This is a genomic window from Streptomyces sp. NPDC001668, assembly GCF_042893155.1.
In the GTDB taxonomy this organism is placed as follows: Bacteria; Actinomycetota; Actinomycetes; order Streptomycetales; family Streptomycetaceae; genus Streptomyces.
This window is the reverse complement of sequence record NZ_JBIAUQ010000001.1, coordinates 336,831-355,526: the sequence shown is the minus strand read 5'-3', so window position 1 is coordinate 355,526 and position 18,696 is coordinate 336,831. Positions and strand designations below refer to the sequence as shown.

The window sequence follows — 18,696 nt, the reverse complement described above, 5'->3', positions numbered from 1 at the left end:
CCCCGTTTCGGGGGGCCTGGGGGGGGGCGGTGAGGGGGGCGGCGGCCCCGCGGGGCGCGGGGGGGGGCCCCCCCCCGGGGGGGGGGGGCCCGGCGCCCGGAGGTGCCTCAGTGGTTGCGCGGGAAGCCCAGGTCCACGCCCGCCGGGGCGTCGGCCGGGTCGGGCCAGCGGGTGGTGACGACCTTGCCGCGGGTGTAGAAGTGCGTGCCGTCGTTGCCGTAGATGTGGTGGTCGCCGAAGAGGCTGTCCTTCCAGCCGCCGAAGGAGTGGTAGCCGACGGGGACCGGGATCGGGACGTTCACGCCGACCATGCCGGCCTCGACCTCCAGCTGGAAGCGGCGGGCGGCACCGCCGTCCCGGGTGAAGATCGCGGTGCCGTTGCCGAAGGGGGAGGCGTTGATCAGCGCCAGGCCCTCCTCGTAGGTGTCCACGCGCAGGACCGTCAGGACCGGGCCGAAGATCTCGTCCTGGTAGGCCTTGGCGGTGGTGGGGACCTTGTCGAGGAGCGAGATGCCGATCCAGTGGCCGTCCTCGAAGCCCTCCACGGTGTGGCCGGTGCCGTCCAGGATCACCTCGCAGCCCTCGGCGGCGGCGCCCTCGACGTAGGAGGCGACCTTGTCGCGGTGGACCTTGGTGATGAGCGGGCCCATCTCGGAGGCCGGGTCGTTGCCCGGGCCGATCTTGATCTTCTCGGCGCGCTCGCGGATCTTCTCGACCAGCTCGTCGCCGATCGCGCCGACGGCCACGACCGCGGAGATCGCCATGCAGCGCTCGCCCGCGGAACCGTAGGCAGCCGACACGGCCGCGTCCGCCGCCGCGTCCAGGTCGGCGTCCGGCAGGACCAGCATGTGGTTCTTGGCGCCGCCCAGGGCCTGGACGCGCTTGCCGTTGGCGGAGGCGGTGGTGTGGATGTAGCGGGCGATCGGGGTCGAGCCGACGAAGGAGACGGCCTTGACGTCCGGGTGCTCCAGGAGACGGTCGACGGCCACCTTGTCGCCGTGCACGACGTTGAAGACGCCGTCGGGCAGACCGGCCTCGGCGAGCAGCTCGGCGATCTTGATGGAGGCCGACGGGTCCTTCTCGGAGGGCTTGAGGACGAAGGTGTTGCCGGTCGCGATGGCGATCGGGAACATCCACATCGGGACCATCGCCGGGAAGTTGAACGGCGTGATGCCCGCGACCACACCGAGCGGCTGGCGGATCGAGGCCACGTCCACGCGGCTGGCGACCTCGGTCGACAGCTCGCCCTTCAGCTGCACGGTGATCCCGCACGCCAGGTCCACGATCTCCAGGCCGCGCGCGACCTCGCCGAGCGCGTCGGAGTGCACCTTGCCGTGCTCGGCGGTGATCAGCTCGGCGATCGCGTCCCGGTTCGCCTCCAGGAGCGCCCGGAAGCGGAACAGGATGGTGGTGCGCTTGGCGAGCGAGGAGGTGCCCCAGGTCTGGAACGCGTCCTTGGCGGCGGCTACGGCGGCGTCGACCTCCTCGACGGAGGCGAACGCCACGTTGGTGGTGACCGCGCCGGTCGCGGGGTCGGTGACCGGCCCGTAGTTCCCCGACGCGCCTTCGACGGTCTTGCCGCCGATCCAGTGGTTGACGATCTTCGTCATGACCGAGTACTCCCTTTCAGAGATGGCGGCGTCGGGTTGAGACGTGCCGTTCGTACAGCTCGCGGGCCTTCACCGCGGACGCGCGCGTCGCGGTCTCGGCCACAGGAACATCCCACCAGGCCTGCGCCGGAGGCGCGCCCGACACTGTGTCTGCCGTTTCGGTCTCGACGTAGACACATGTGGGAGTGTCGGCGGCCCGCGCCTCTTCGAGGGCGGCGCGGAGGTCTCGTACGGTCTTCGCGCGCAGCACGCGCATACCGAGGCTGGCCGCGTTGGCGGCCAGGTCGACGGGCAGCGGGGCGCCCGTGTAGGTGCCGTCGTCGGACTGGTAGCGGTAGGCGGTGCCGAACCGCTCGCCGCCGACCGACTCGGACAGGCCGCCGATGGAGGCGTAGCCGTGGTTCTGGATGAGGAGCATCTTGATCGCGATGCCCTCCTGGACGGCCGTGACGATCTCCGTCGGCATCATCAGGTACGTCCCGTCGCCGACCAGCGCCCAGACGTTCCGCTCGGGAGCGGCCATCTTCACACCGATCGCGGCCGGGATCTCGTAGCCCATGCAGGAGTAGCCGTACTCCAGGTGGTACTGGTCCCTCGACCGGGCGCGCCACAGCTTGTGCAGGTCGCCGGGGAGGGAGCCGGCCGCGTTGATGATCACGTCGGACTCGTCGACGAGCGCGTCCAGGGCGCCGAGGACCTGCGGCTGGGTCGGCCTGATGTCGGGCTCGTCGGCCTCGTAGCAGGCGTCGACGCGCTGCTCCCAGCGCTCCTTGTCGAGGGTGTACTCGTCGACGTACGTGCCCGGGACGCGGTGGGCGTGCAGCTGGAGGGCCTCGGTGAGCTCCGTCAGGCCGCTGCGGGCGTCCGCGACCAGGGGCGCCCCGGCGAGCTTGTGGCCGTCGTAGGGCGCGATGTTGAGGTTGAGGAAGCGGACGCCGTCGGCGGCGAACAGGGTGCCGGAGGCCGTGGTGAAGTCGGTGTAGCGGGTGCCGACACCGATCACCAGGTCGGCCTGGCGGGCGAGTTCGTTGGCGGTGGCGGTGCCGGTGTGGCCGACGGCTCCGACGTCCTGGGGGTGGTCGTGGCGCAGGGAGCCCTTGCCTGCCTGGGTGGAGGCGACCGGGATGCCGGTGGCGCTCGCGAACTCGGCGAGGGCCTCCTCGGCGCGGCTGTGGTGGACTCCGCCGCCGGCGATGACGAGGGGGCGGTGCGCCGACCTGATGACGGTGATGGCCTCGGCGAGTTCGGTCGGGTCGGCGCCCGGACGCCGTACGGTCCAGGTGCGCTCGGCGAAGAACTCCTCGGGCCAGTCGTACGCCTCGGCCTGGACGTCCTGCGGGAGGGCGAGGGTCACGGCGCCGGTCTCGACGGGGTCGGTGAGGACCCGCATCGCCTGGAGGGCGGCCGGTATCAGGGCTTCCGGCCGGGTGACGCGGTCGAAGTACTTCGAGACGGGCCGCAGACAGTCGTTGACGCTGATGTCGCCCGCGTACGGGACTTCGAGCTGCTGGAGGACCGGGTCGGCGACCCGGGTGGCGAAGATGTCGCCCGGGAGGAGCAGGACCGGGAGGTGGTTGATGGTCGCGAGGGCCGCGCCCGTCACCAGGTTGGTGGCGCCCGGGCCGATGGACGTCGTCACCGCGTGCGTGGACAGGCGGTTGGACTGACGCGCGTAGCCGACGGCCGCGTGCACCATGGACTGCTCGTTGCGGCCCTGGTGGAAGGGCATGTCGTCGCCGTACTCGACGAGCGCCTGGCCGAGCCCGGCCACGTTGCCGTGGCCGAAGATGCCCCAGGTGGCGGAGATCAGCCGCTGCCGTACGCCGTCGCGTTCGGTGTACTGGGCGGCCAGGAAGCGGACCAGCGCTTGCGCGACGGTCAGGCGGGTGGTCATCGGTAGCCCTCCGTGTGGTCCGGGTGGAAGCAGATCCGCCACTCCCGCGTCTCGCCCGGTCCCGCCATGACGTTCAGGTAGTACATGTCGTGGCCGGGCTGGGCGATGGACGGGCCGTGCCATCCGTCGGGGACGAGGACGGCGTCGCCGGAGCGGACCTCGGCGAGGACGTCGGATCCGCCCTCACGGGAGGGAGATACGCGCTGGTAGCCGAACCCGTTCGGGCCGTCGATCTCGAAGTAGTAGATCTCCTCCAACTCGGCTTCCACACCCGGCCGGTGCTCGTCGTGCTTGTGCGGCGGGTACGAGGACCAGTTGCCGCCGGGGGTGACGACCTCGACGGCGATGAGCTTGTCGCAGTCGAAGGCGTCGGCGGAGGCGAAGTTGCGCACATGCCGCAACTGCGTGCCGCTGCCGCGCTCTTCGACGGGGACCTCCGGCGCGGGGCCGTAGCGGGCGGGGAGTCGTCGCTCGCACTTCGCTCCTGCCAGGGCGAAGCGGCCTCCCGCGCCGGAGGCGATCGATGCCTGGGCGTCCCGGGGCACGTACGCGAAGTCCGAGACTCCGGCGAACACGCTTTCCCGGCCCAGGAGTTGGAACTCTTCGGTACCCACGTGGACGGTACAGCCGCCTTCCAGCGGGAGCACGATCCACTCGCTGTCACCGGAGGTGAAGGTGTGGGTGCCCCCCGGTGCCAGTTCGACGATCCGCAGGCTGCTGTGGGTCCAGCCGGCCCGCTTGGGGTCGATGTCCACCGCGTACTGGGCGTTGGTGGAGGCACCCTTGGGGACGTACAGCTCGGTCTGTGTCATGCGGCGGCCCTCACAGCAGTCCTACGGCGGTGTCCACGGCGGCGGCCACGTCGCCGTCCGCCGGGTACAGCAGCGAGCGTCCGACCACCAGGCCGCGCACGGTGGGCAGTTGGAGGGCGCCGCGCCACTTCTCGTACGCGCCGTCCTGGTCGTCGCCGACCTCGCCGCCCAGCAGCACGGCGGGCAGGGTGGAGGCGGCCATGACCTCGCCCATGTCGTCGGGGTTGTCGCAGACCGGGACCTTGAGCCAGGTGTAGGCCGAAGTGCCGCCCAGGCCCGAGGCGATGGCGATCGACTTGGTGACGGCCTCGGCGGACAGGTCGTTCCTGACCTTGCCCTCGGTGGTACGGCCGCTGATGAACGGCTCGACGAAGACGGGGAGCCGGCGTGCGGCCATGTCGTCGATGGCGCGGGCCGTGGACTCCAGCGTGGTGAGGGAGCCCGGGTCGTCGTAGTCGATGCGGAGCAGCAGCTTGCCGGCGTCGAAGCCCAGCCGCTCGATGTCCTCGGGGCGGTGGCCGGTGAAGCGGTCGTCGAGCTCGAAGCTCGCGCCCTGGAGGCCGCCGCGGTTCATCGAGCCCATGACGACCTTGCCGTCGAGGGCACCGAGGAGGAGCAGGTCGTCCAGGATGTCGGCGGTGGCGAGGACACCGTCGACGCCGGGGCGGGACAGCGCCAGGCTGAGGCGCTCCAGCAGGTCGGCCCGGTTGGCCATCGCCATGCGGTTGCCGCCGACGCCGAGCGCGCCCCGGGCGGGGTGGTCGGCGGCGACGATCATCAGACGGCCGCTGTCGTTCAGGAGGGGACGCCGGGGACGGCGGGCGGCGGCTTCGGCGATCGCCTCGGGGCGTTCGGCGCGCAGGCGGACGAGCTCCGCGATGTCGACGCTCACTTGACCGCTCCCGCCGCGACCGCGGCCTCGATCTCGTCGGTGGTCGGCATCGCCGAACTGCACTCGAGGCGGGAGGCGACGATGGCGCCCGCCGCGTTGGCGTGACGCATGATCTTCTCCAGGTCCCAGCCGGCGAGGAGGCCGTGGACGAGGGAGCCGCCGAAGGCGTCACCCGCGCCGAGGCCGTTGAGGACGTTCACGGGAAGCGGCGGGACCTCGGCCTCGTTGCCCTTGCTGTCGACGGCGAGGACACCCTTGGGGCCCTGCTTGACGACCGCGAGCTCGACACCGGCGTCCAGCAGCGCCTGGGCCGCCTCACGGGGCTTGCGCACCCCGGTGGCGACCTCGACCTCGTCGAGGTTGCCGACGGCGACGGTGGTGTGCCGCAGGGCCTCTTCGTAGAAGGGGCGGGCGGAGTCGGGGTCCTTCCAGAACATGGGCCGCCAGTCCAGGTCGAAGACCGTCGTCCCGGACTTCGCGCGGTGGGCGAGAGCCGCCAGGGTCGCCGTACGGCTGGGCTCCTCGCTCAGGCCGGTACCGGTGATCCAGAAGATGCCCGCCTCGCGGATGGCGTCGAGGTCCAGCTCGTGGGCGTCGATCTCCAGGTCCGGGGCCTTGGGCTGCCGGTAGAAGTACAGCGGGAAGTCGTCCGGCGGGAAGACCTCGCAGAAGGTGACGGGGGTCGGCAGGCCCGGGACCGGGGTGACCCAGCGGTCGTCCACACCGAAGTCCCTCAGGGCCTCGTGCAGGTAGGTGCCGAACGGGTCGTCCCCGGTGCGGGTGATCACAGCGGTGCGCCGTCCCAGGCGCGACGCGGCGACCGCGACGTTCGTCGCCGAGCCCCCGAGGAACTTGCCGAAGGACGTCACCTGCGGCAGCGGGACACCGGTCTGGAGTGGATACAGGTCCACACCGATCCGCCCCATGGTGATCAGGTCGTACGCCATCGGCTTCCCTTCGTACCTGCGTCGGCTCTCCCGGCGTTTGTAGCCCCGGACGGCGAGCCCTGTCAATGTTTTGTCCAGACATTCGGACGAGACCTTGACAGCGCTTGCTGTCCGAACCGAAGCTGACCGGCATGACAGCCGCACCTCAGCCCTCACTGTCCCGCATCCGGATCGGCTCGGCTCCCGACTCCTGGGGTGTGTGGTTCCCCGACGACCCCCAGCAGGTCCCCTGGCAGCGTTTCCTCGACGAGGTCGCGGACTCCGGCTACGAGTGGATCGAGCTGGGGCCGTACGGGTACCTGCCGACCGATCCCGCGGTCCTCACCGAAGAGGTCTCCCGGCGCGGCCTGAAGGTGTCCGCGGGCACCGTCTTCACCGGCCTGCACCACGGCGAGGCGGTCTGGGAGAAGACCTGGGCGCACGTCGCGGACAACGCGGTGCTGGCGCAGGCGATGGGGGCGAAGCACCTGGTCGTGATCCCGTCGTTCTGGCGGGACGACAAGACGGGCGAGGTGCTGGAGTCCGACACGCTCACGCCCGGGCAGTGGCGCAACCTCAGCACGCTGACCGAGCGGCTGGGGCAGCGGGTGAAGGAGGAGTACGGCCTCCAGATCGTCGTCCATCCGCATGCCGACACCCACATCGACAGCGAGGAGAACGTGGTCCGGTTCCTGGACGCCACGGACTCCGGCCTGGTGTCGCTGTGCCTGGACACGGGCCACTACGCGTACTGCGGCGGCGACAGCGTCAAGCTGATCGAGACGTACGGGTCGCGGATCGGGTACCTGCACCTCAAGCAGGTGGATCCGGAGATCCTGGCGGACGTGCGGGCCAAGGGGACGCCGTTCGGGCCCGCCGTGGCGCAGGGTGTGATGTGCGAGCCGCCGTCCGGTGTGCCGGAACTCGGTCCTGTCCTGGAGGCGGCCCAGAAGCTGGACGTGGATCTGTTCGCGATCGTCGAGCAGGACATGTATCCGTGTGAGCCGGACAAGCCGTTGCCGATCGCTCAGCGGACTCGGGCGTTCTTGAGGTCCTGCGGGGCGTAGTTCGTCGACTGCGGGCCGGTGGGGGCTTGTCGCGCCCACGCGGCGGAGCCGCATATCGACACAGCCCCGCGCCCCTGAAGGGTGTTGCTGTGGCTCGTTGGCTGTAAAGCTGGGGCGATGGTGTTGATCCGTACTGGGCGTGGGCCCGGGGGATCCTGGGAGTTCGCCCTCGGCTCGCCCCACCCCCGGTTGCGGCCCGGGGTGCTCAGTTATCGCGGGGTCCGGCTGGCCATGGACCGGCCCCGGCGGCGGCTGGAGACGCCCGTCGGGGCCGCGACCCTGTTACTGGGGTTCGATCAGCCGGTGCGGATCAGTCGCGCCGGGCGGGCCCCCGAGACCCTCGTCTCCGTCTACTGCGGGCCCACGACCACGCCCGCCGTCGGTGAACACGGCGGGCGGCTCTCCGGTATCGAGGTGATGCTGGCCCCCTGGGCCGCGTTCACCCTCTTCGGGACGCCTCAGTACGAGCTGGCCGATCGGGTCCTGGATCCCGACGCGCTTCCCCACACCCTCGACCGGGACGTCGGCGAACTCGCGTCAGCCCTGGCCGCGTTGCCCTCCTGGGAGGCGCGGTTCCGACTGCTGGACGACGTGTTCGCGCGGTGGTGGGACGCCGGTACGCCCTGTTCCGCGCGGGTGGTGCGGGCGTGGGCGGAGCTGGTGCGGACCGGGGGCGGCATGCCGGTGCGGCGCCTCGCCGAGGAGGTGGGGTGGAGTGTGCGGCACTTGGAGAACCGGTTCCGGGAGCAGATCGGGCTGGGGCCCAAGGCGGCGGCGAGGGTCCTGCGGTTGCAGCGGGCCCGGCGGCTGCTCGCCGCGGGACACGGGCAGGCGGAGACCGCGGCGGCCTGCGGGTACTACGACCAGGCGCATCTGAGCGGCGAGTTCAAGGCGATGACGGGGTGCACGCCGAGGGAGTTCACCACGGCCCGGCGGCTGCCGTTCGCGGCCTCACCGCCCGGGGACCGGATGGACGGTGAGGCGACGAGCCTGGTCCTCGCGTCCTCCGCGCCGGGACGCAGTGCGGATTTCTCCAAGACCGACGGGCTCGGCTGATCGCACCCTGTGTGGGTCCCGCCGGAGGATCCGGCGGACGCCCGGGGGGGGAAGCCGGCGGGCCGGGCCCGGCGCAGCGGGTTCCGGCCCGCCCTGGCGAAGTGCGGTGCCAGTGGCGGCGGTTAGCGTTCGGGCATGGCCGACACGTACACCACTCTGTGGACCAATGACCTCTGCAAGGCGCTCGGCACCTCGGGCTTCGAGGGCGAACCGCTGACCGTGCTCTTCGGGGGACCGCACACCTCGATGCCGGGCTTCGCGCGCGCGGGGGTCCGGCCGGGCGACCGGATCCTGCCGATACGCGTCCTCCGCAAGCAGATGTGGGTGCTCGGGGCCATGGAGGTCGAGCGGCTGGTGGACTACGACGGCGCGGGCGAGCTGAACGCCGAGGAGCGGGCCCGCCTCAGCCGCTGGGGGCTGCTGGAGGTGAGCTGTGCGAGCGAGGTCCTCCTCGGCGGGCCCGGTGCCCCGCTCGGCTTCGGCAGACCTGTCCCACCGGACCTGCTCGCCCGCCTCACCTACCGTTCGAGACGGGGAGAGCGCCAGATCAAGCATGTCGTGGACGGCGAACTGCGCACCGCCGTCAGCCTCCAGGGCGTCTACCGCCTCGCGCCCGACTCCGCGCGGCAGTTGGAGGGGCTCCTCAGCCACGACCTCGTGCCGTAGGTCAACGCGCCGCGCCCTGACGCCCGCGTACGCCTTTGCGTCACCTCTGTCACAAACGCCCCCTTCGTGTCACACATGTCGCGGGTACGCGGGCCCCTCGTCACACTCCGCGCACAAGCCCTGTCCGACGGTCCCCGTGTGTCGTTCACGTGGGCACAGGCTTCTGTGATCGCCAGCGCAGCGCCCGGTACCCCCGACGGCCGTTCCCTGCCGCCGCCGCGGTGCGCGCGAGGAGGTGCACCACATGACCGACCGAAGGCTCTGGTCGTACAAGGAGATCGCGGCGCACATCCGGGTGCAGCCGGACACCGTGCGGTCGTACCGCAAGCACGGGCTGCTGCCGCCGCCCGACCATGTCGAGGGCGGCAAGCCCTTCTGGTACGCGGACACCGTGCGCGCGTGGGTCGCGTCCCGGCCGGGCAACCGGGGCCGGAGAGAGGACTGAGGAGTCGGCGTCCGACACAGTCGCCGCATGAGCGGCTTCAGGAGGCGGACGCCGAGGGCATGGCGGAGATCATCGAGGACCCCGAGGTCATCCGCTTCACCGGCCCGGCTCCCGTTCCGGACAGCCCGACCGACTCGGCCTGCACCGCGTCGAATTGGAGGTCTACGGCCACAACTCCCGCGCCCCGCACGCACTGGGTGGTCATGGGGCTCCTCGACCGTGAGCGGGCCGCCCTCAACGCCACGGCTCGATGACCGTCACCCCCGCCCCGGGTGCCGTGCCCATCGCCGCGAGGGCGTCCGGGGTCTCGTCCAGGGTGATCGTGGACGTCACCAGCAGGTCCGGGCGCAGGACACCCGCCCGGACCAGCTCCAGCATCGGCGGGTAGGTGTGGGCGGCCATGCCGTGGCTGCCGAGGAGTTCGAGTTCCAGGGCGATCGCGCGGGCCATGGGGACCGGGGTGGTGCCGTCCGGGGAGGGCAGCAGGCCGACCTGGACGTGCCGGCCCCGGCGGCGCAGGGAGTCGACGGAGGCCGCGCAGGTGGCGGGTGAGCCGAGGGCGTCCAGGGACACATGGGCCCCGCCGCCGGTCAGGTCGCGGATCGCCGCCGCGGTGTCCGGTGTGGCCGTCGCGTCCACGGTGTGCGCCGCGCCGAACGTCCGCGCCAGGTCCAGGGCCCGCGGTGACACGTCCACGGCCACCACCCGGGCCCCCGAGGCCGCAGCGATCATCACCGCGGACAGGCCCACTCCTCCGCACCCGTGCACCGCGACCCACTCCCCCGCGCCCGCCCTGCCCTGCTGGACGACCGCCCTGAACGCCGTGGCGAAACGGCACCCCAGGGAGGCGGCGGTGGCGAAGGACATGTCCGGCGGTACGGCCACCAGGTTCACGTCGGCGTGGTCCAGCGCCACGTACTGGGCGAACGAGCCCCAGTGGGTGAAGCCGGGCTGCGTCTGGCGCTCGCAGATCTGGTGGTCGCCGGACGCGCAGGCCGCGCAGGTGCCGCAGGCGCAGACGAAGGGGACGGTCACCCGGTCGCCGGGGCGCCAGTCGCTCACGCGCGGGCCGACCGCCTCCACCGTGCCGGCGAGTTCGTGGCCCGGCACGTGCGGGAGCGTGATGTCCGGGTCGTGGCCCTGCCAGCCGTGCCAGTCGCTTCGGCACAGGCCGGTGGCCTCCACGCGGACGACCACCCCGTGGTCCGCCGGACGGGGGTCGGGCAGGTCGCGCACCTTCGCCGGTTCGCCGTAGTGCTCGAAGAGGACCGCTCGCATCTGCGTCTCCATCGCCGTGTTCGTCTGTCGGTACATCGTGGCCGGTAGCCCGCCCAGCCCAGTACGGGCGTCCCGCATCCCGGGACCGCGGAAGCCGCCGCCGACGTATGAGGCCCACGCCGGCGAACATCCACAAGGACGGGTGCATGTTCGTGCTGCGCGGGCGGCCGCGGCTGCGCGGGACGCGGGCAGGACTCGTGCCCGGCGCGGCCGTCGGCTTCAAATTCGCGGCCCTGGAGAGCGCCGGGTACGCCTTCGACGCGGCCGTCTCGGCCCACGGCGTCGATCTGCGGGCCCTGCTGGAGACGGAGCCGCTGCGCGGGGTACTCGCCCCCTTCGGGCACGGCCTGTGGACGGCGATCACCGGCGGCGTCCTGCTCGGCCACCGCGGGCGGGCGGTTCCGGCTCACCGGCGCGGTGCTCGGCACGTACGCCGGCGTCTCCCTGCTGCACGCGCTGTGGGACTCGACACACGGGATTGTTCGCGCAGGGATACCTGCCGGACCCGACCGACCAGCAGCGACACCTCTTCACGCTGGTCGGAGTGGACTGGGCGCGGTCCCTGGCCTGGCGGGACCCCTCTTGGAGAAATACCCCCTAGGGGTATAGTGTGTGCACCATAGACCGTGCACACCTCTCATGAGCCATCAGGAGAACGACATGACCACTCAGACCGACACCGCCGGCTCCGTCACCGCCGTCTACAAGGTGAGCGGAATGAGCTGCGGACACTGCGAGGGGGCCGTCTCCGGGGAGATCTCCGAGATCGACGGGGTCAGCTCGGTGAAGGCGGTCGCCTCCAGCGGTGAGGTGACGGTGGTCTCGTCGGCGCCGCTGGACGAGGAGGCGGTACGCGCCGCTGTGGACGAGGCCGGGTTCGAGCTCGTCGGGCGGGTCTGAGGAGGCCTGCCGGTGTGCCACGTGAGGTCGTCGGGCGACCGGCGGCCTCGTCGTGGCTTGTCACGGCCGCGCGGCGGAGCCCCGTATCAGCGCAGCGCCGCGCCCCCAAGGGAGTTTCAATGTCCAGCGTCACCGAACCCGCAGCCATAGCGCCGGCTTCCGAGGTCGAACTGCTCATCGGCGGGATGACCTGCGCCTCGTGCGCCGCCCGGGTCGAGAAGAAGCTCAACCGGATGGACGGGGTCAGCGCCACCGTCAACTACGCGACCGAGAAGGCCCGGGTCAGCTACCCCGCGGGGGTCGACGTCGCCGATCTCATCGCGACCGTCGTGAAGACGGGTTATACGGCCGAGGAACCGGCTCCCGCGGCACAGGAGCCCGAGCACCCCCACAGCCCCGAGAACCCGGAGAACACGGACCCCGAGCTCAGCGCTCTCCGGCAGCGGCTCGTCGTCTCCGCCCTGCTCGCCGTTCCCGTGATCCTGCTCTCCATGATCCCCGCCCTCCAGTTCGACAACTGGCAGTGGCTCGCGCTCACGCTCGCCTCGCCCGTCGTCGTCTGGGGTGCCTGGCCCTTCCACAAGGCCGCCTGGACGAACCTCAGACACGCCGCGGCCACCATGGACACCCTCGTCTCGGTCGGCACCCTCGCGGCGTTCGGCTGGTCGCTGTGGGCGCTGTTCCTCGGCGACGCCGGGATGCCGGGGATGCGGGAGCGGTTCGAGTTCACCGTCGGCGGCATGGACGGGGCGTCGACGATCTATCTCGAGGTGGCCGCCGGAGTCACCGCCTTCATCCTGCTCGGCCGCTATCTGGAGGCCCGCGCCAAGCGCCGGGCGGGGGCGGCCCTGAGGGCTCTGATGGAGCTCGGGGCCAAGGAGGTGTCCGTGCTGCGGGACGGGCGCGAGGTACGGATCCCGGCGCAGCGGCTGGGCGTCGGGGACCGGTTCGTCGTACGGCCCGGGGAGAAGATCGCGACCGACGGCACCGTCGTCGAAGGTGCCTCCGCCGTGGACGCCTCGATGCTGACCGGGGAGTCGGTACCGGTGGACGTAGGCGTCGGGGACGCCGTCACCGGCGCGACCGTCAACGCCGGTGGGCGGATCGTCGTGGAGGCGACCCGGGTCGGCGCCGACACGCGGCTCGCGCGGATGGCGCAGCTGGTGGAGGACGCGCAGAACGGCAAGGCGGAGGTGCAGCGGCTGGCCGACCGGGTCTCGGCGGTCTTCGTGCCGGCCGTCATCCTCATCGCCGTGGCCACCTTCGGCGGGTGGCTCGGCGCCACCGGGGACACCGTCGCCGCGTTCACCGCGGCGGTCGCCGTGCTGATCATCGCCTGTCCGTGCGCGCTGGGCCTGGCCACGCCGACCGCGCTCATGGTCGGCACCGGGCGCGGCGCCCAGCTCGGCATCCTGATCAAGGGACCCGAGGTCCTGGAGTCCACGCGGCGCGTCGACACCGTCGTCCTGGACAAGACCGGCACGGTCACCACGGGCCGTATGACCCTCCAGGACGTCTACGTCGTCGACGGCGCCGACGAGAAGCAGGTGCTGCGGCTCGCGGGCGCCCTGGAGCACGCCTCCGAGCACCCCGTGGCCCGGGCGGTCGCGGCGGGTGCCGAGGAGCGGGTCGGGCCGCTGCCGGAGGCCGAGGAGTTCGAGAACGTGCCCGGCAAGGGCGTACGAGGGCGCGTGGAGGGCCGTGCGGTGGCCGTGGGGCGCCTTTTCGACGCGCTGCCCGCCGAGCTGGCCCGTTCGAAGGAAGAGGCCGAGCAGGGCGGTCGTACGGCTGTCGTCGTCGGGTGGGACGGGGTGGCGTACGGCGTCCTGGCCGTCGCGGACGCGGTCAAGGAGACCAGTGCGGAGGCGGTGCGGTCCCTGCGGGCGCTGGGGCTCACGCCGGTGCTGCTGACCGGGGACAACCGGGTGGTGGCCCGATCCGTCGCCGGGGCCGTCGGGATCGACGAGGTGATCGCCGAGGTACTGCCCGAGGACAAGGTGGACGCCGTACGGCGGCTCCAGGGCGAGGGGCGGGTCGTCGCGATGGTCGGCGACGGGGTCAACGACGCGGCCGCGCTCGCCGCCGCCGACCTGGGGCTCGCCCTGGGGACCGGGACCGACGCGGCGATCGAGGCGGGGGATCTGACGCTGGTGCGCGGCGATCTGCGGGTGGCCGCGGACGCGATCCGGCTCTCGCGGCGCACCCTGTCCGTGATCAAGGGCAATCTCGTGTGGGCCTTCGGGTACAACGTGGCCGCGCTGCCGCTGGCCGCGGCCGGGTTGCTGAACCCGATGATCGCCGGGGCGGCGATGGCGTTCTCCTCGGTGTTCGTGGTGACCAACAGCCTGCGGCTGCGGGCCTTCCGTTGAGATTCCTTTGACCGGCCCCCTCTGGAGTCCGGAGCCACGCTCACATAAGCTCTTCACAAGACTCGCGCATCGTCCTTACGCTTGGGTCCCGTTCGCTGTATCCGGGCCCTTGCGTATCTAACGGACATTTGCAAGAGACGCAGATCACAGTGACGCGAACGTAACCATCGAAGGGGTTCGAAGGTCTAAGTTGGCGATGTCAGGCAGCGTCTTGGGGGGCGTTGTCCTGGCGTCTGAGGATGTCTTGGGGGACTTCCTCGGAGCTGCGTTGCCGGGGCACGCACTTAGGGAAGCTTTGAGCGGCCCTCCCGACAGTGCGTTGTCCCGGCAGACCGCACACCCGAGTAGTACGAGGAGTTTTGCTCGTTCTGCTCAACCGCAGTGACAGCAGTACCGGAAAGACAGCGAATTCAGGCGCTGGTCTCTCAGACGCCCGGCCGGATCCCGTGGGGGGAATCCGCACCGGGACATGGGAAGGCGCCCTGGACGCCGGCCCGTGGGGGGACCGTCGCCAGGGCGCCTTTCGCTTCGCGGATTCAGCCGGGGGGTTCGTGGAGCTCCCTGTCGGCTTACGGCTTGCGGCCGGTGGGGGCTGGTCGCGCAGTTCCCCGCGCCCCTGAAAAGCAGGTCGGCCCAGCCACCGGCGCTTGTCAGCGCTGCTCGACCGGGATGAAGCAGGCCCGACACGGAACGCTTCCGCGCGCCGGAAACAGCGAAGCGACGCCCCGCAGCTCACCGGCAGTTGTCAGCGCTCCTCCACCGGCACGAAGTCGCGCTCGACCACGCCCGTGCAGATCTGGCGCGCGCGGCCGATGCGGGACGCTTCCGCGCGCCCGGGAACGCCGAAGGGGCGCCACCCAAGCGGCGCCCCGCAGCTCACCGGCAGGTGTCAGCGCTCCTCCACCGGCACGAAGTCGCGCTCCACCACGCCCGTGCAGATCTGGCGCGCGCGGCCGATGCTGGACGCTTCCGCGCGCCCGGGAACGCCGAAGGGGCGCCACCGAAGCGGCGCCCCGCAGCTCACCGGCAGGTGTCAGCGCTGCTCGACCGGCACGAAGTCGCGCTCGACCACGCCCGTGTAGATCTGGCGCGGGCGGCCGATGCGGGAGCCGGGCTCCTTGATCATCTCGTGCCACTGGGCGATCCAGCCCGGGAGGCGGCCGAGGGCGAACAGGACCGTGAACATCTCGGTCGGGAAGCCCATGGCGCGGTAGATCAGGCCCGTGTAGAAGTCGACGTTCGGGTAGAGGCTGCGCGAGACGAAGTAGTCGTCGGAGAGCGCGTGCTCCTCCAGCTTCAGCGCGATGTCCAGCAGCTCGTCGGACTTGCCGAGGGCCGAGAGGACATCGTGCGCGGCCGCCTTGATGATCTTCGCGCGCGGGTCGAAGTTCTTGTAGACCCGGTGGCCGAAGCCCATCAGCCGGACGCCCTCCTCCTTGTTCTTCACCTTGCGGATGAAGGAGTCGACGTCACCTCCGGAGGCCTGGATGCCCTCCAGCATCTCCAGCACGGACTGGTTGGCGCCGCCGTGCAGCGGACCCCACAGGGCGTTGATGCCGGCCGAGATCGACGCGAACATGTTCGCCTGCGACGAGCCGACGAGACGGACCGTCGAGGTCGAACAGTTCTGCTCGTGGTCGGCGTGCAGGATGAGCAGCTTGTCCAGGGCGGAGACGACGACCGGGTCGGGCTCGTACTCCTGCGCGGGGACCGAGAAGGTCATGCGCAGGAAGTTCTCGACGTAACCGAGGTCGTTGCGCGGGTAGACGAACGGGTGACCGATCGACTTCTTGTAGGCGTACGCCGCGATCGTCGGAAGCTTGGCGAGCAGGCGGATCGTCGAGAGGTTGCGCTGCTTCTCGTCGAAGGGGTTGTGGCTGTCCTGGTAGAACGTCGACAGCGCGGAGACGACCGAGGACAGCATCGCCATCGGGTGGGCGTCGCGCGGGAAGCCACGGTAGAAGTTCTTGACGTCCTCGTGCAGCAGGGTGTGCTGCGTGATGTCGTTCTTGAAGCTCGAGAGCTCGTCGACGGTCGGAAGCTCACCGTTGATGAGGAGGTAAGCGACCTCCAGGAAGGTGGAGCGCTCGGCCAGCTGCTCGATCGGGTAGCCGCGGTACCGGAGGATGCCGGCCTCGCCGTCGAGATAGGTGATGGCGGATTTATAGGCGGCGGTGTTGCCGTAGCCGCTGTCCAGGGTGACCAGACCGGTCTGGGCGCGGAGCTTCCCGATGTCGAAGCCCTTGTCGCCGACGGTGCTGTCGATCACCGGGTAGGTGTACTCGCCATCGCCGTACCGCACTACTACAGAGTTGTCGCTCACGTCATCCCTCACCGACGTTGTGCCTCTTCTTCGAGGTTGCCCTGACTGTCTCTACCATCCCCCATTTGGCGCAGGAGAGTGCACTCGGGGTCGGCCATTGGGCGTATCGGCGGCACTGAGTGCCGCCAACTTGCTCATCCTGCCCCTCCCCACCCGCTTCCGGAAGGGCTCTGTGACCCACGTGACTCATTTGATCGATCATTTTTTGTGAAGCTTCGATCTTGACCGCCGTCACAGCCCCGAGAGCCGGAAGTCCAGCGCCGTACAGCGCCGCCCCGCCGAGACCGTGCGCACCGCCTGGCCGATCGCCTTGCGCGAACCGACGAGGACGACCAGCTGCTTCGCCCGGGTGACCGCCGTGTACAGCAGGTTCCGCTGAAGCATCATCCAGGCGCTGGTGGTGACCGGGATCACCACGGCGGGATACTCGCTGCCCTGGGAGCGGTGGATGGTCACCGCGTAGGCGTGGGTCAGTTCGTCCAGTTCGTCGAACTCGTACGGCACCTCCTCGTCCTCGTCCGTCAGCACGGTGAGGCGCTGGTCGACCGGATCGAGCGAGGTGACCACGCCCACCGTGCCGTTGAAGACGCCGTTGGCGCCCTTCTCGTAATTGTTGCGAATCTGGGTGACCTTGTCGCCGACCCGGAAGACCCGGCCGCCGAACCGCTTCTCGGCGAGGTCGGGGCGGCCCGGGGTGATGGCCTGCTGGAGCAGGCCGTTGAGGGTGCCGGCGCCGGCGGGGCCGCGGTGCATGGGGGCGAGCACCTGGACGTCCCGGCGCGGGTCGAGGCCGAACTTGGCCGGAATCCGACGGGCCGCCACATCCACGGTGAGCCGGCCGACCTCCTCGGTGTCGTCCTCGACGAAGAGGAAGAAGTCCTTCATGCCGTCGGTGACGGGGTGCTGCCCGGCGTTGATCCGGTGCGCGTTGGTGACGACACCGGACTGCTGGGCCTGCCGGAACACGCGCGTGAGGCGCACCGCGGGGACCGGGCCGCCCTCGGCGAGGAGGTCGCGCAGGACCTCTCCGGCGCCGACGCTGGGCAGCTGGTCGACGTCCCCGACGAACAGCAGGTGCGCGCCCGGAGGCACCGCCTTCACCAGCTTGTTGGCGAGCAGCAGGTCCAGCATGGAGGCCTCGTCGACGACCACCAGGTCGGCGTCGAGCGGGCGGTCCTTGTCGTAGGCCGCGTCACCGCCGGGCTTCAGTTCCAGGAGGCGGTGCACGGTGGAGGCGTCGGCGCCGGTGAGTTCGGCGAGGCGCTTGGCGGCCCGCCCGGTGGGGGCGGCGAGCACGACCTTGGCCTTCTTCGCGCGGGCCAGCTCCACGATCGAGCGGACGGTGAAGGACTTGCCGCAGCCGGGGCCGCCGGTGAGCACGGCGACCTTCTCGGTCAGCGCCAGCTTGACGGCGGCCTCCTGCTCGGGCGCGAGCTCCACTCCGGTACGGCCCTTCAGCCAGCCCAGCGCCTTGTCCCAGGCCACGTCACGGAACGCCGGCATGCGGTCCTGGTCGGTGCGCAGGAGACGCAACAGCTGGGCGGAGAGGGAGAGTTCGGCGCGGTGGAAGGGCACCAGGTAGACGGCGGTGACCTCGTGGCCGTCGGGGCCGGGGAGCTTCTCCCTCACGACCCCGGGCTCGCCGGACTCCTCGTCCGGCAGGGCGAGTTCGGCCAGGCACTCGATGACCAGGCCGGTGTCGACCTGGAGGAGCTTGACCGCGTCGGCGATCAGCTGTTCCTCGGGGAGGTAGCAGTGGCCCTGGTCGGTGGACTGCGAAAGGGCGTACTGGAGGCCCGCCTTGACGCGCTCCGGGCTGTCGTGCGGGATGCCGACGGACTGGGCGATCTTGTCGGCGGTGAGGAAGCCGATGCCCCAGACGTCGGCGGCGAGCCGGTAGGGGCGGTTCTTCACGACCGAGATCGAGGCGTCGCCGTACTTCTTGTAGATGCGCACGGCGATGGAGGTGGACACCTCGACGGTCTGGAGGAAGAGCATGACCTCCTTGATCGCCTTCTGCTCCTCCCAGGCGTCGGCGATCTTCTTGGTGCGCTTGGGGCCGAGGCCCGGGACCTCGATGAGGCGCTTCGGCTCCTCCTCGATGATCTTCAGGGTGTCCATGCCGAAGTGCTGGGTGATGCGGTCGGCGAAGACGGGCCCGATGCCCTTGACGAGTCCTGAGCCGAGATAGCGCCGGATGCCCTGGACGGTGGCGGGGAGGACGGTCGTGTAGTTCTCGACTGAGAACTGTTTCCCGAATTGAGGGTGGGAGCCCCAGCGGCCCTCCATCCGCAGGGACTCCCCCACCTGGGCACCGAGCAGCGCGCCGACGACGGTGAGGAGGTCACCGCCGCCTCTGCCGGTGTCGACCCGGGCGACGGTGTAGCCGTTCTCCTCGTTGGCGTAGGTGATGCGCTCCAGGACGCCTTCGAGCACGGACAGGTTGGACATGATCCGA

The 18,696-nt window shown here is 70.8% G+C and carries 15 protein-coding genes and 1 pseudogene; 7 read left to right on the top strand and 9 right to left on the bottom strand.

Translation table 11 applies throughout. From position 1 onward, the window contains the following. Nucleotides 1–107: 107 nt before the first annotated feature. From mmsA to iolC, 5 genes are read right to left on the bottom strand one after another with little or no spacing between them, the layout of a single operon-like run. Nucleotides 108–1,610 carry a CoA-acylating methylmalonate-semialdehyde dehydrogenase gene (gene mmsA, locus ACFYZ8_RS01640; protein WP_359031504.1) on the bottom strand — a complete coding sequence of 501 codons (1,503 nt, stop codon included), beginning with the start codon at nucleotides 1,608–1,610 and terminating at the stop codon, nucleotides 108–110. A 16-nt stretch (nucleotides 1,611–1,626) separates the two neighbouring features. Further along, nucleotides 1,627–3,504 (bottom strand): 3D-(3,5/4)-trihydroxycyclohexane-1,2-dione acylhydrolase (decyclizing), encoded by a 1,878-nt coding sequence (iolD, locus tag ACFYZ8_RS01635; protein ID WP_388536537.1) that lies wholly within the window; start codon nucleotides 3,502–3,504, stop codon nucleotides 1,627–1,629. Then, the gene (gene iolB / locus ACFYZ8_RS01630; protein WP_359031502.1) at nucleotides 3,501–4,316 is read right to left on the bottom strand and encodes a 5-deoxy-glucuronate isomerase; all 816 of its coding nucleotides are present in this window, start codon (nucleotides 4,314–4,316) and stop codon (nucleotides 3,501–3,503) included. The genes iolD and iolB overlap by 4 nt, the downstream gene beginning before the upstream one ends. A 10-nt stretch (nucleotides 4,317–4,326) precedes the next feature. After that, the gene (locus ACFYZ8_RS01625) at nucleotides 4,327–5,208 is read right to left on the bottom strand and encodes a deoxyribose-phosphate aldolase (protein WP_388536535.1); all 882 of its coding nucleotides are present in this window, start codon (nucleotides 5,206–5,208) and stop codon (nucleotides 4,327–4,329) included. Continuing rightward, nucleotides 5,205–6,155, bottom strand: a complete 951-nt coding sequence (iolC, locus tag ACFYZ8_RS01620) for a 5-dehydro-2-deoxygluconokinase (RefSeq protein ID WP_359031499.1) — start codon at nucleotides 6,153–6,155, stop codon at nucleotides 5,205–5,207. The genes ACFYZ8_RS01625 and iolC overlap by 4 nt, the downstream gene beginning before the upstream one ends. A 131-nt stretch (nucleotides 6,156–6,286) precedes the next feature. Here iolC and ACFYZ8_RS01615 point away from each other — a divergent pair, with 131 nt between their 5' ends. From ACFYZ8_RS01615 to ACFYZ8_RS01600, 4 genes are all read left to right on the top strand, one after another. Then, nucleotides 6,287–7,201, top strand: a complete 915-nt coding sequence (locus ACFYZ8_RS01615) for a sugar phosphate isomerase/epimerase family protein (RefSeq protein ID WP_388536533.1) — start codon at nucleotides 6,287–6,289, stop codon at nucleotides 7,199–7,201. A gap of 117 nt (nucleotides 7,202–7,318) precedes the next feature. Beyond that, complete coding sequence (locus tag ACFYZ8_RS01610; RefSeq protein WP_388536531.1) at nucleotides 7,319–8,257, top strand: helix-turn-helix domain-containing protein; 939 nt, start codon at nucleotides 7,319–7,321, stop codon at nucleotides 8,255–8,257. 135 nt (nucleotides 8,258–8,392) lie between these two features. Then, complete coding sequence (locus ACFYZ8_RS01605) at nucleotides 8,393–8,923, top strand: hypothetical protein (protein ID WP_388536529.1); 531 nt, start codon at nucleotides 8,393–8,395, stop codon at nucleotides 8,921–8,923. Between the two features lie 244 nt (nucleotides 8,924–9,167). Then, on the top strand, nucleotides 9,168–9,368 hold the full coding sequence (locus tag ACFYZ8_RS01600; protein ID WP_020116516.1) for an AlpA family transcriptional regulator: 201 nt from the start codon (nucleotides 9,168–9,170) through the stop codon (nucleotides 9,366–9,368). A 37-nt stretch (nucleotides 9,369–9,405) separates the two neighbouring features. Here the strand turns inward: ACFYZ8_RS01600 and ACFYZ8_RS01595 are convergent, their stop codons facing one another. Then, the gene (locus tag ACFYZ8_RS01595) at nucleotides 9,406–9,573 is read right to left on the bottom strand and encodes a hypothetical protein (protein ID WP_388536527.1); all 168 of its coding nucleotides are present in this window, start codon (nucleotides 9,571–9,573) and stop codon (nucleotides 9,406–9,408) included. A 29-nt stretch (nucleotides 9,574–9,602) separates the two neighbouring features. Beyond that, entirely contained in the window at nucleotides 9,603–10,646 is a 1,044-nt protein-coding gene (locus ACFYZ8_RS01590; protein WP_359031494.1) for a zinc-dependent alcohol dehydrogenase family protein, read from the bottom strand. Between the two features lie 146 nt (nucleotides 10,647–10,792). Between ACFYZ8_RS01590 and ACFYZ8_RS01585 the strand changes: the two are divergent. The 3 genes and pseudogenes from ACFYZ8_RS01585 to ACFYZ8_RS01575 all read left to right on the top strand — a co-directional run. Beyond that, nucleotides 10,793–11,247 (top strand): annotated as a pseudogene (locus tag ACFYZ8_RS01585) (PrsW family glutamic-type intramembrane protease); the annotation flags it as partial. 59 nt (nucleotides 11,248–11,306) lie between these two features. Beyond that, complete coding sequence (locus ACFYZ8_RS01580; protein ID WP_359031493.1) at nucleotides 11,307–11,546, top strand: heavy-metal-associated domain-containing protein; 240 nt, start codon at nucleotides 11,307–11,309, stop codon at nucleotides 11,544–11,546. Between the two features lie 119 nt (nucleotides 11,547–11,665). After that, a complete protein-coding gene (locus tag ACFYZ8_RS01575) occupies nucleotides 11,666–13,915 on the top strand; it encodes a heavy metal translocating P-type ATPase (protein WP_388536525.1) in 2,250 nt (749 codons plus the stop codon). 1,033 nt (nucleotides 13,916–14,948) lie between these two features. Here the strand turns inward: ACFYZ8_RS01575 and ACFYZ8_RS01570 are convergent. Then, nucleotides 14,949–16,238 (bottom strand): citrate synthase, encoded by a 1,290-nt coding sequence (locus tag ACFYZ8_RS01570; RefSeq protein WP_007382170.1) that lies wholly within the window; start codon nucleotides 16,236–16,238, stop codon nucleotides 14,949–14,951. Between the two features lie 231 nt (nucleotides 16,239–16,469). Further along, the gene (locus ACFYZ8_RS01565) at nucleotides 16,470–18,689 is read right to left on the bottom strand and encodes an ATP-dependent RecD-like DNA helicase (protein ID WP_359031490.1); all 2,220 of its coding nucleotides are present in this window, start codon (nucleotides 18,687–18,689) and stop codon (nucleotides 16,470–16,472) included. Nucleotides 18,690–18,696 lie beyond the last annotated feature (7 nt).

Excerpts from the sequence above, each read along its gene's own strand:
- ACFYZ8_RS01600 (WP_020116516.1), top strand. The coding sequence starts at position 9,168 with ATGACCGACCGAAGGCTCTGGTCGTACAAGGAGATCGCGGCGCACATC.
- ACFYZ8_RS01575 (WP_388536525.1), top strand. The coding sequence starts at position 11,666 with ATGTCCAGCGTCACCGAACCCGCAGCCATAGCGCCGGCTTCCGAGGTC.
- iolB (WP_359031502.1), bottom strand. The coding sequence starts at position 4,316 with ATGACACAGACCGAGCTGTACGTCCCCAAGGGTGCCTCCACCAACGCC.
- iolD (WP_388536537.1), bottom strand. The coding sequence starts at position 3,504 with ATGACCACCCGCCTGACCGTCGCGCAAGCGCTGGTCCGCTTCCTGGCC.
- ACFYZ8_RS01595 (WP_388536527.1), bottom strand. The coding sequence starts at position 9,573 with ATGACCACCCAGTGCGTGCGGGGCGCGGGAGTTGTGGCCGTAGACCTC.
- ACFYZ8_RS01590 (WP_359031494.1), bottom strand. The coding sequence starts at position 10,646 with ATGCGAGCGGTCCTCTTCGAGCACTACGGCGAACCGGCGAAGGTGCGC.
- ACFYZ8_RS01605 (WP_388536529.1), top strand. The coding sequence starts at position 8,393 with ATGGCCGACACGTACACCACTCTGTGGACCAATGACCTCTGCAAGGCG.
- mmsA (WP_359031504.1), bottom strand. The coding sequence starts at position 1,610 with ATGACGAAGATCGTCAACCACTGGATCGGCGGCAAGACCGTCGAAGGC.
- ACFYZ8_RS01610 (WP_388536531.1), top strand. The coding sequence starts at position 7,319 with ATGGTGTTGATCCGTACTGGGCGTGGGCCCGGGGGATCCTGGGAGTTC.
- ACFYZ8_RS01565 (WP_359031490.1), bottom strand. The coding sequence starts at position 18,689 with ATGTCCAACCTGTCCGTGCTCGAAGGCGTCCTGGAGCGCATCACCTAC.
- iolC (WP_359031499.1), bottom strand. The coding sequence starts at position 6,155 with ATGGCGTACGACCTGATCACCATGGGGCGGATCGGTGTGGACCTGTAT.
- ACFYZ8_RS01615 (WP_388536533.1), top strand. The coding sequence starts at position 6,287 with ATGACAGCCGCACCTCAGCCCTCACTGTCCCGCATCCGGATCGGCTCG.
- ACFYZ8_RS01580 (WP_359031493.1), top strand. The coding sequence starts at position 11,307 with ATGACCACTCAGACCGACACCGCCGGCTCCGTCACCGCCGTCTACAAG.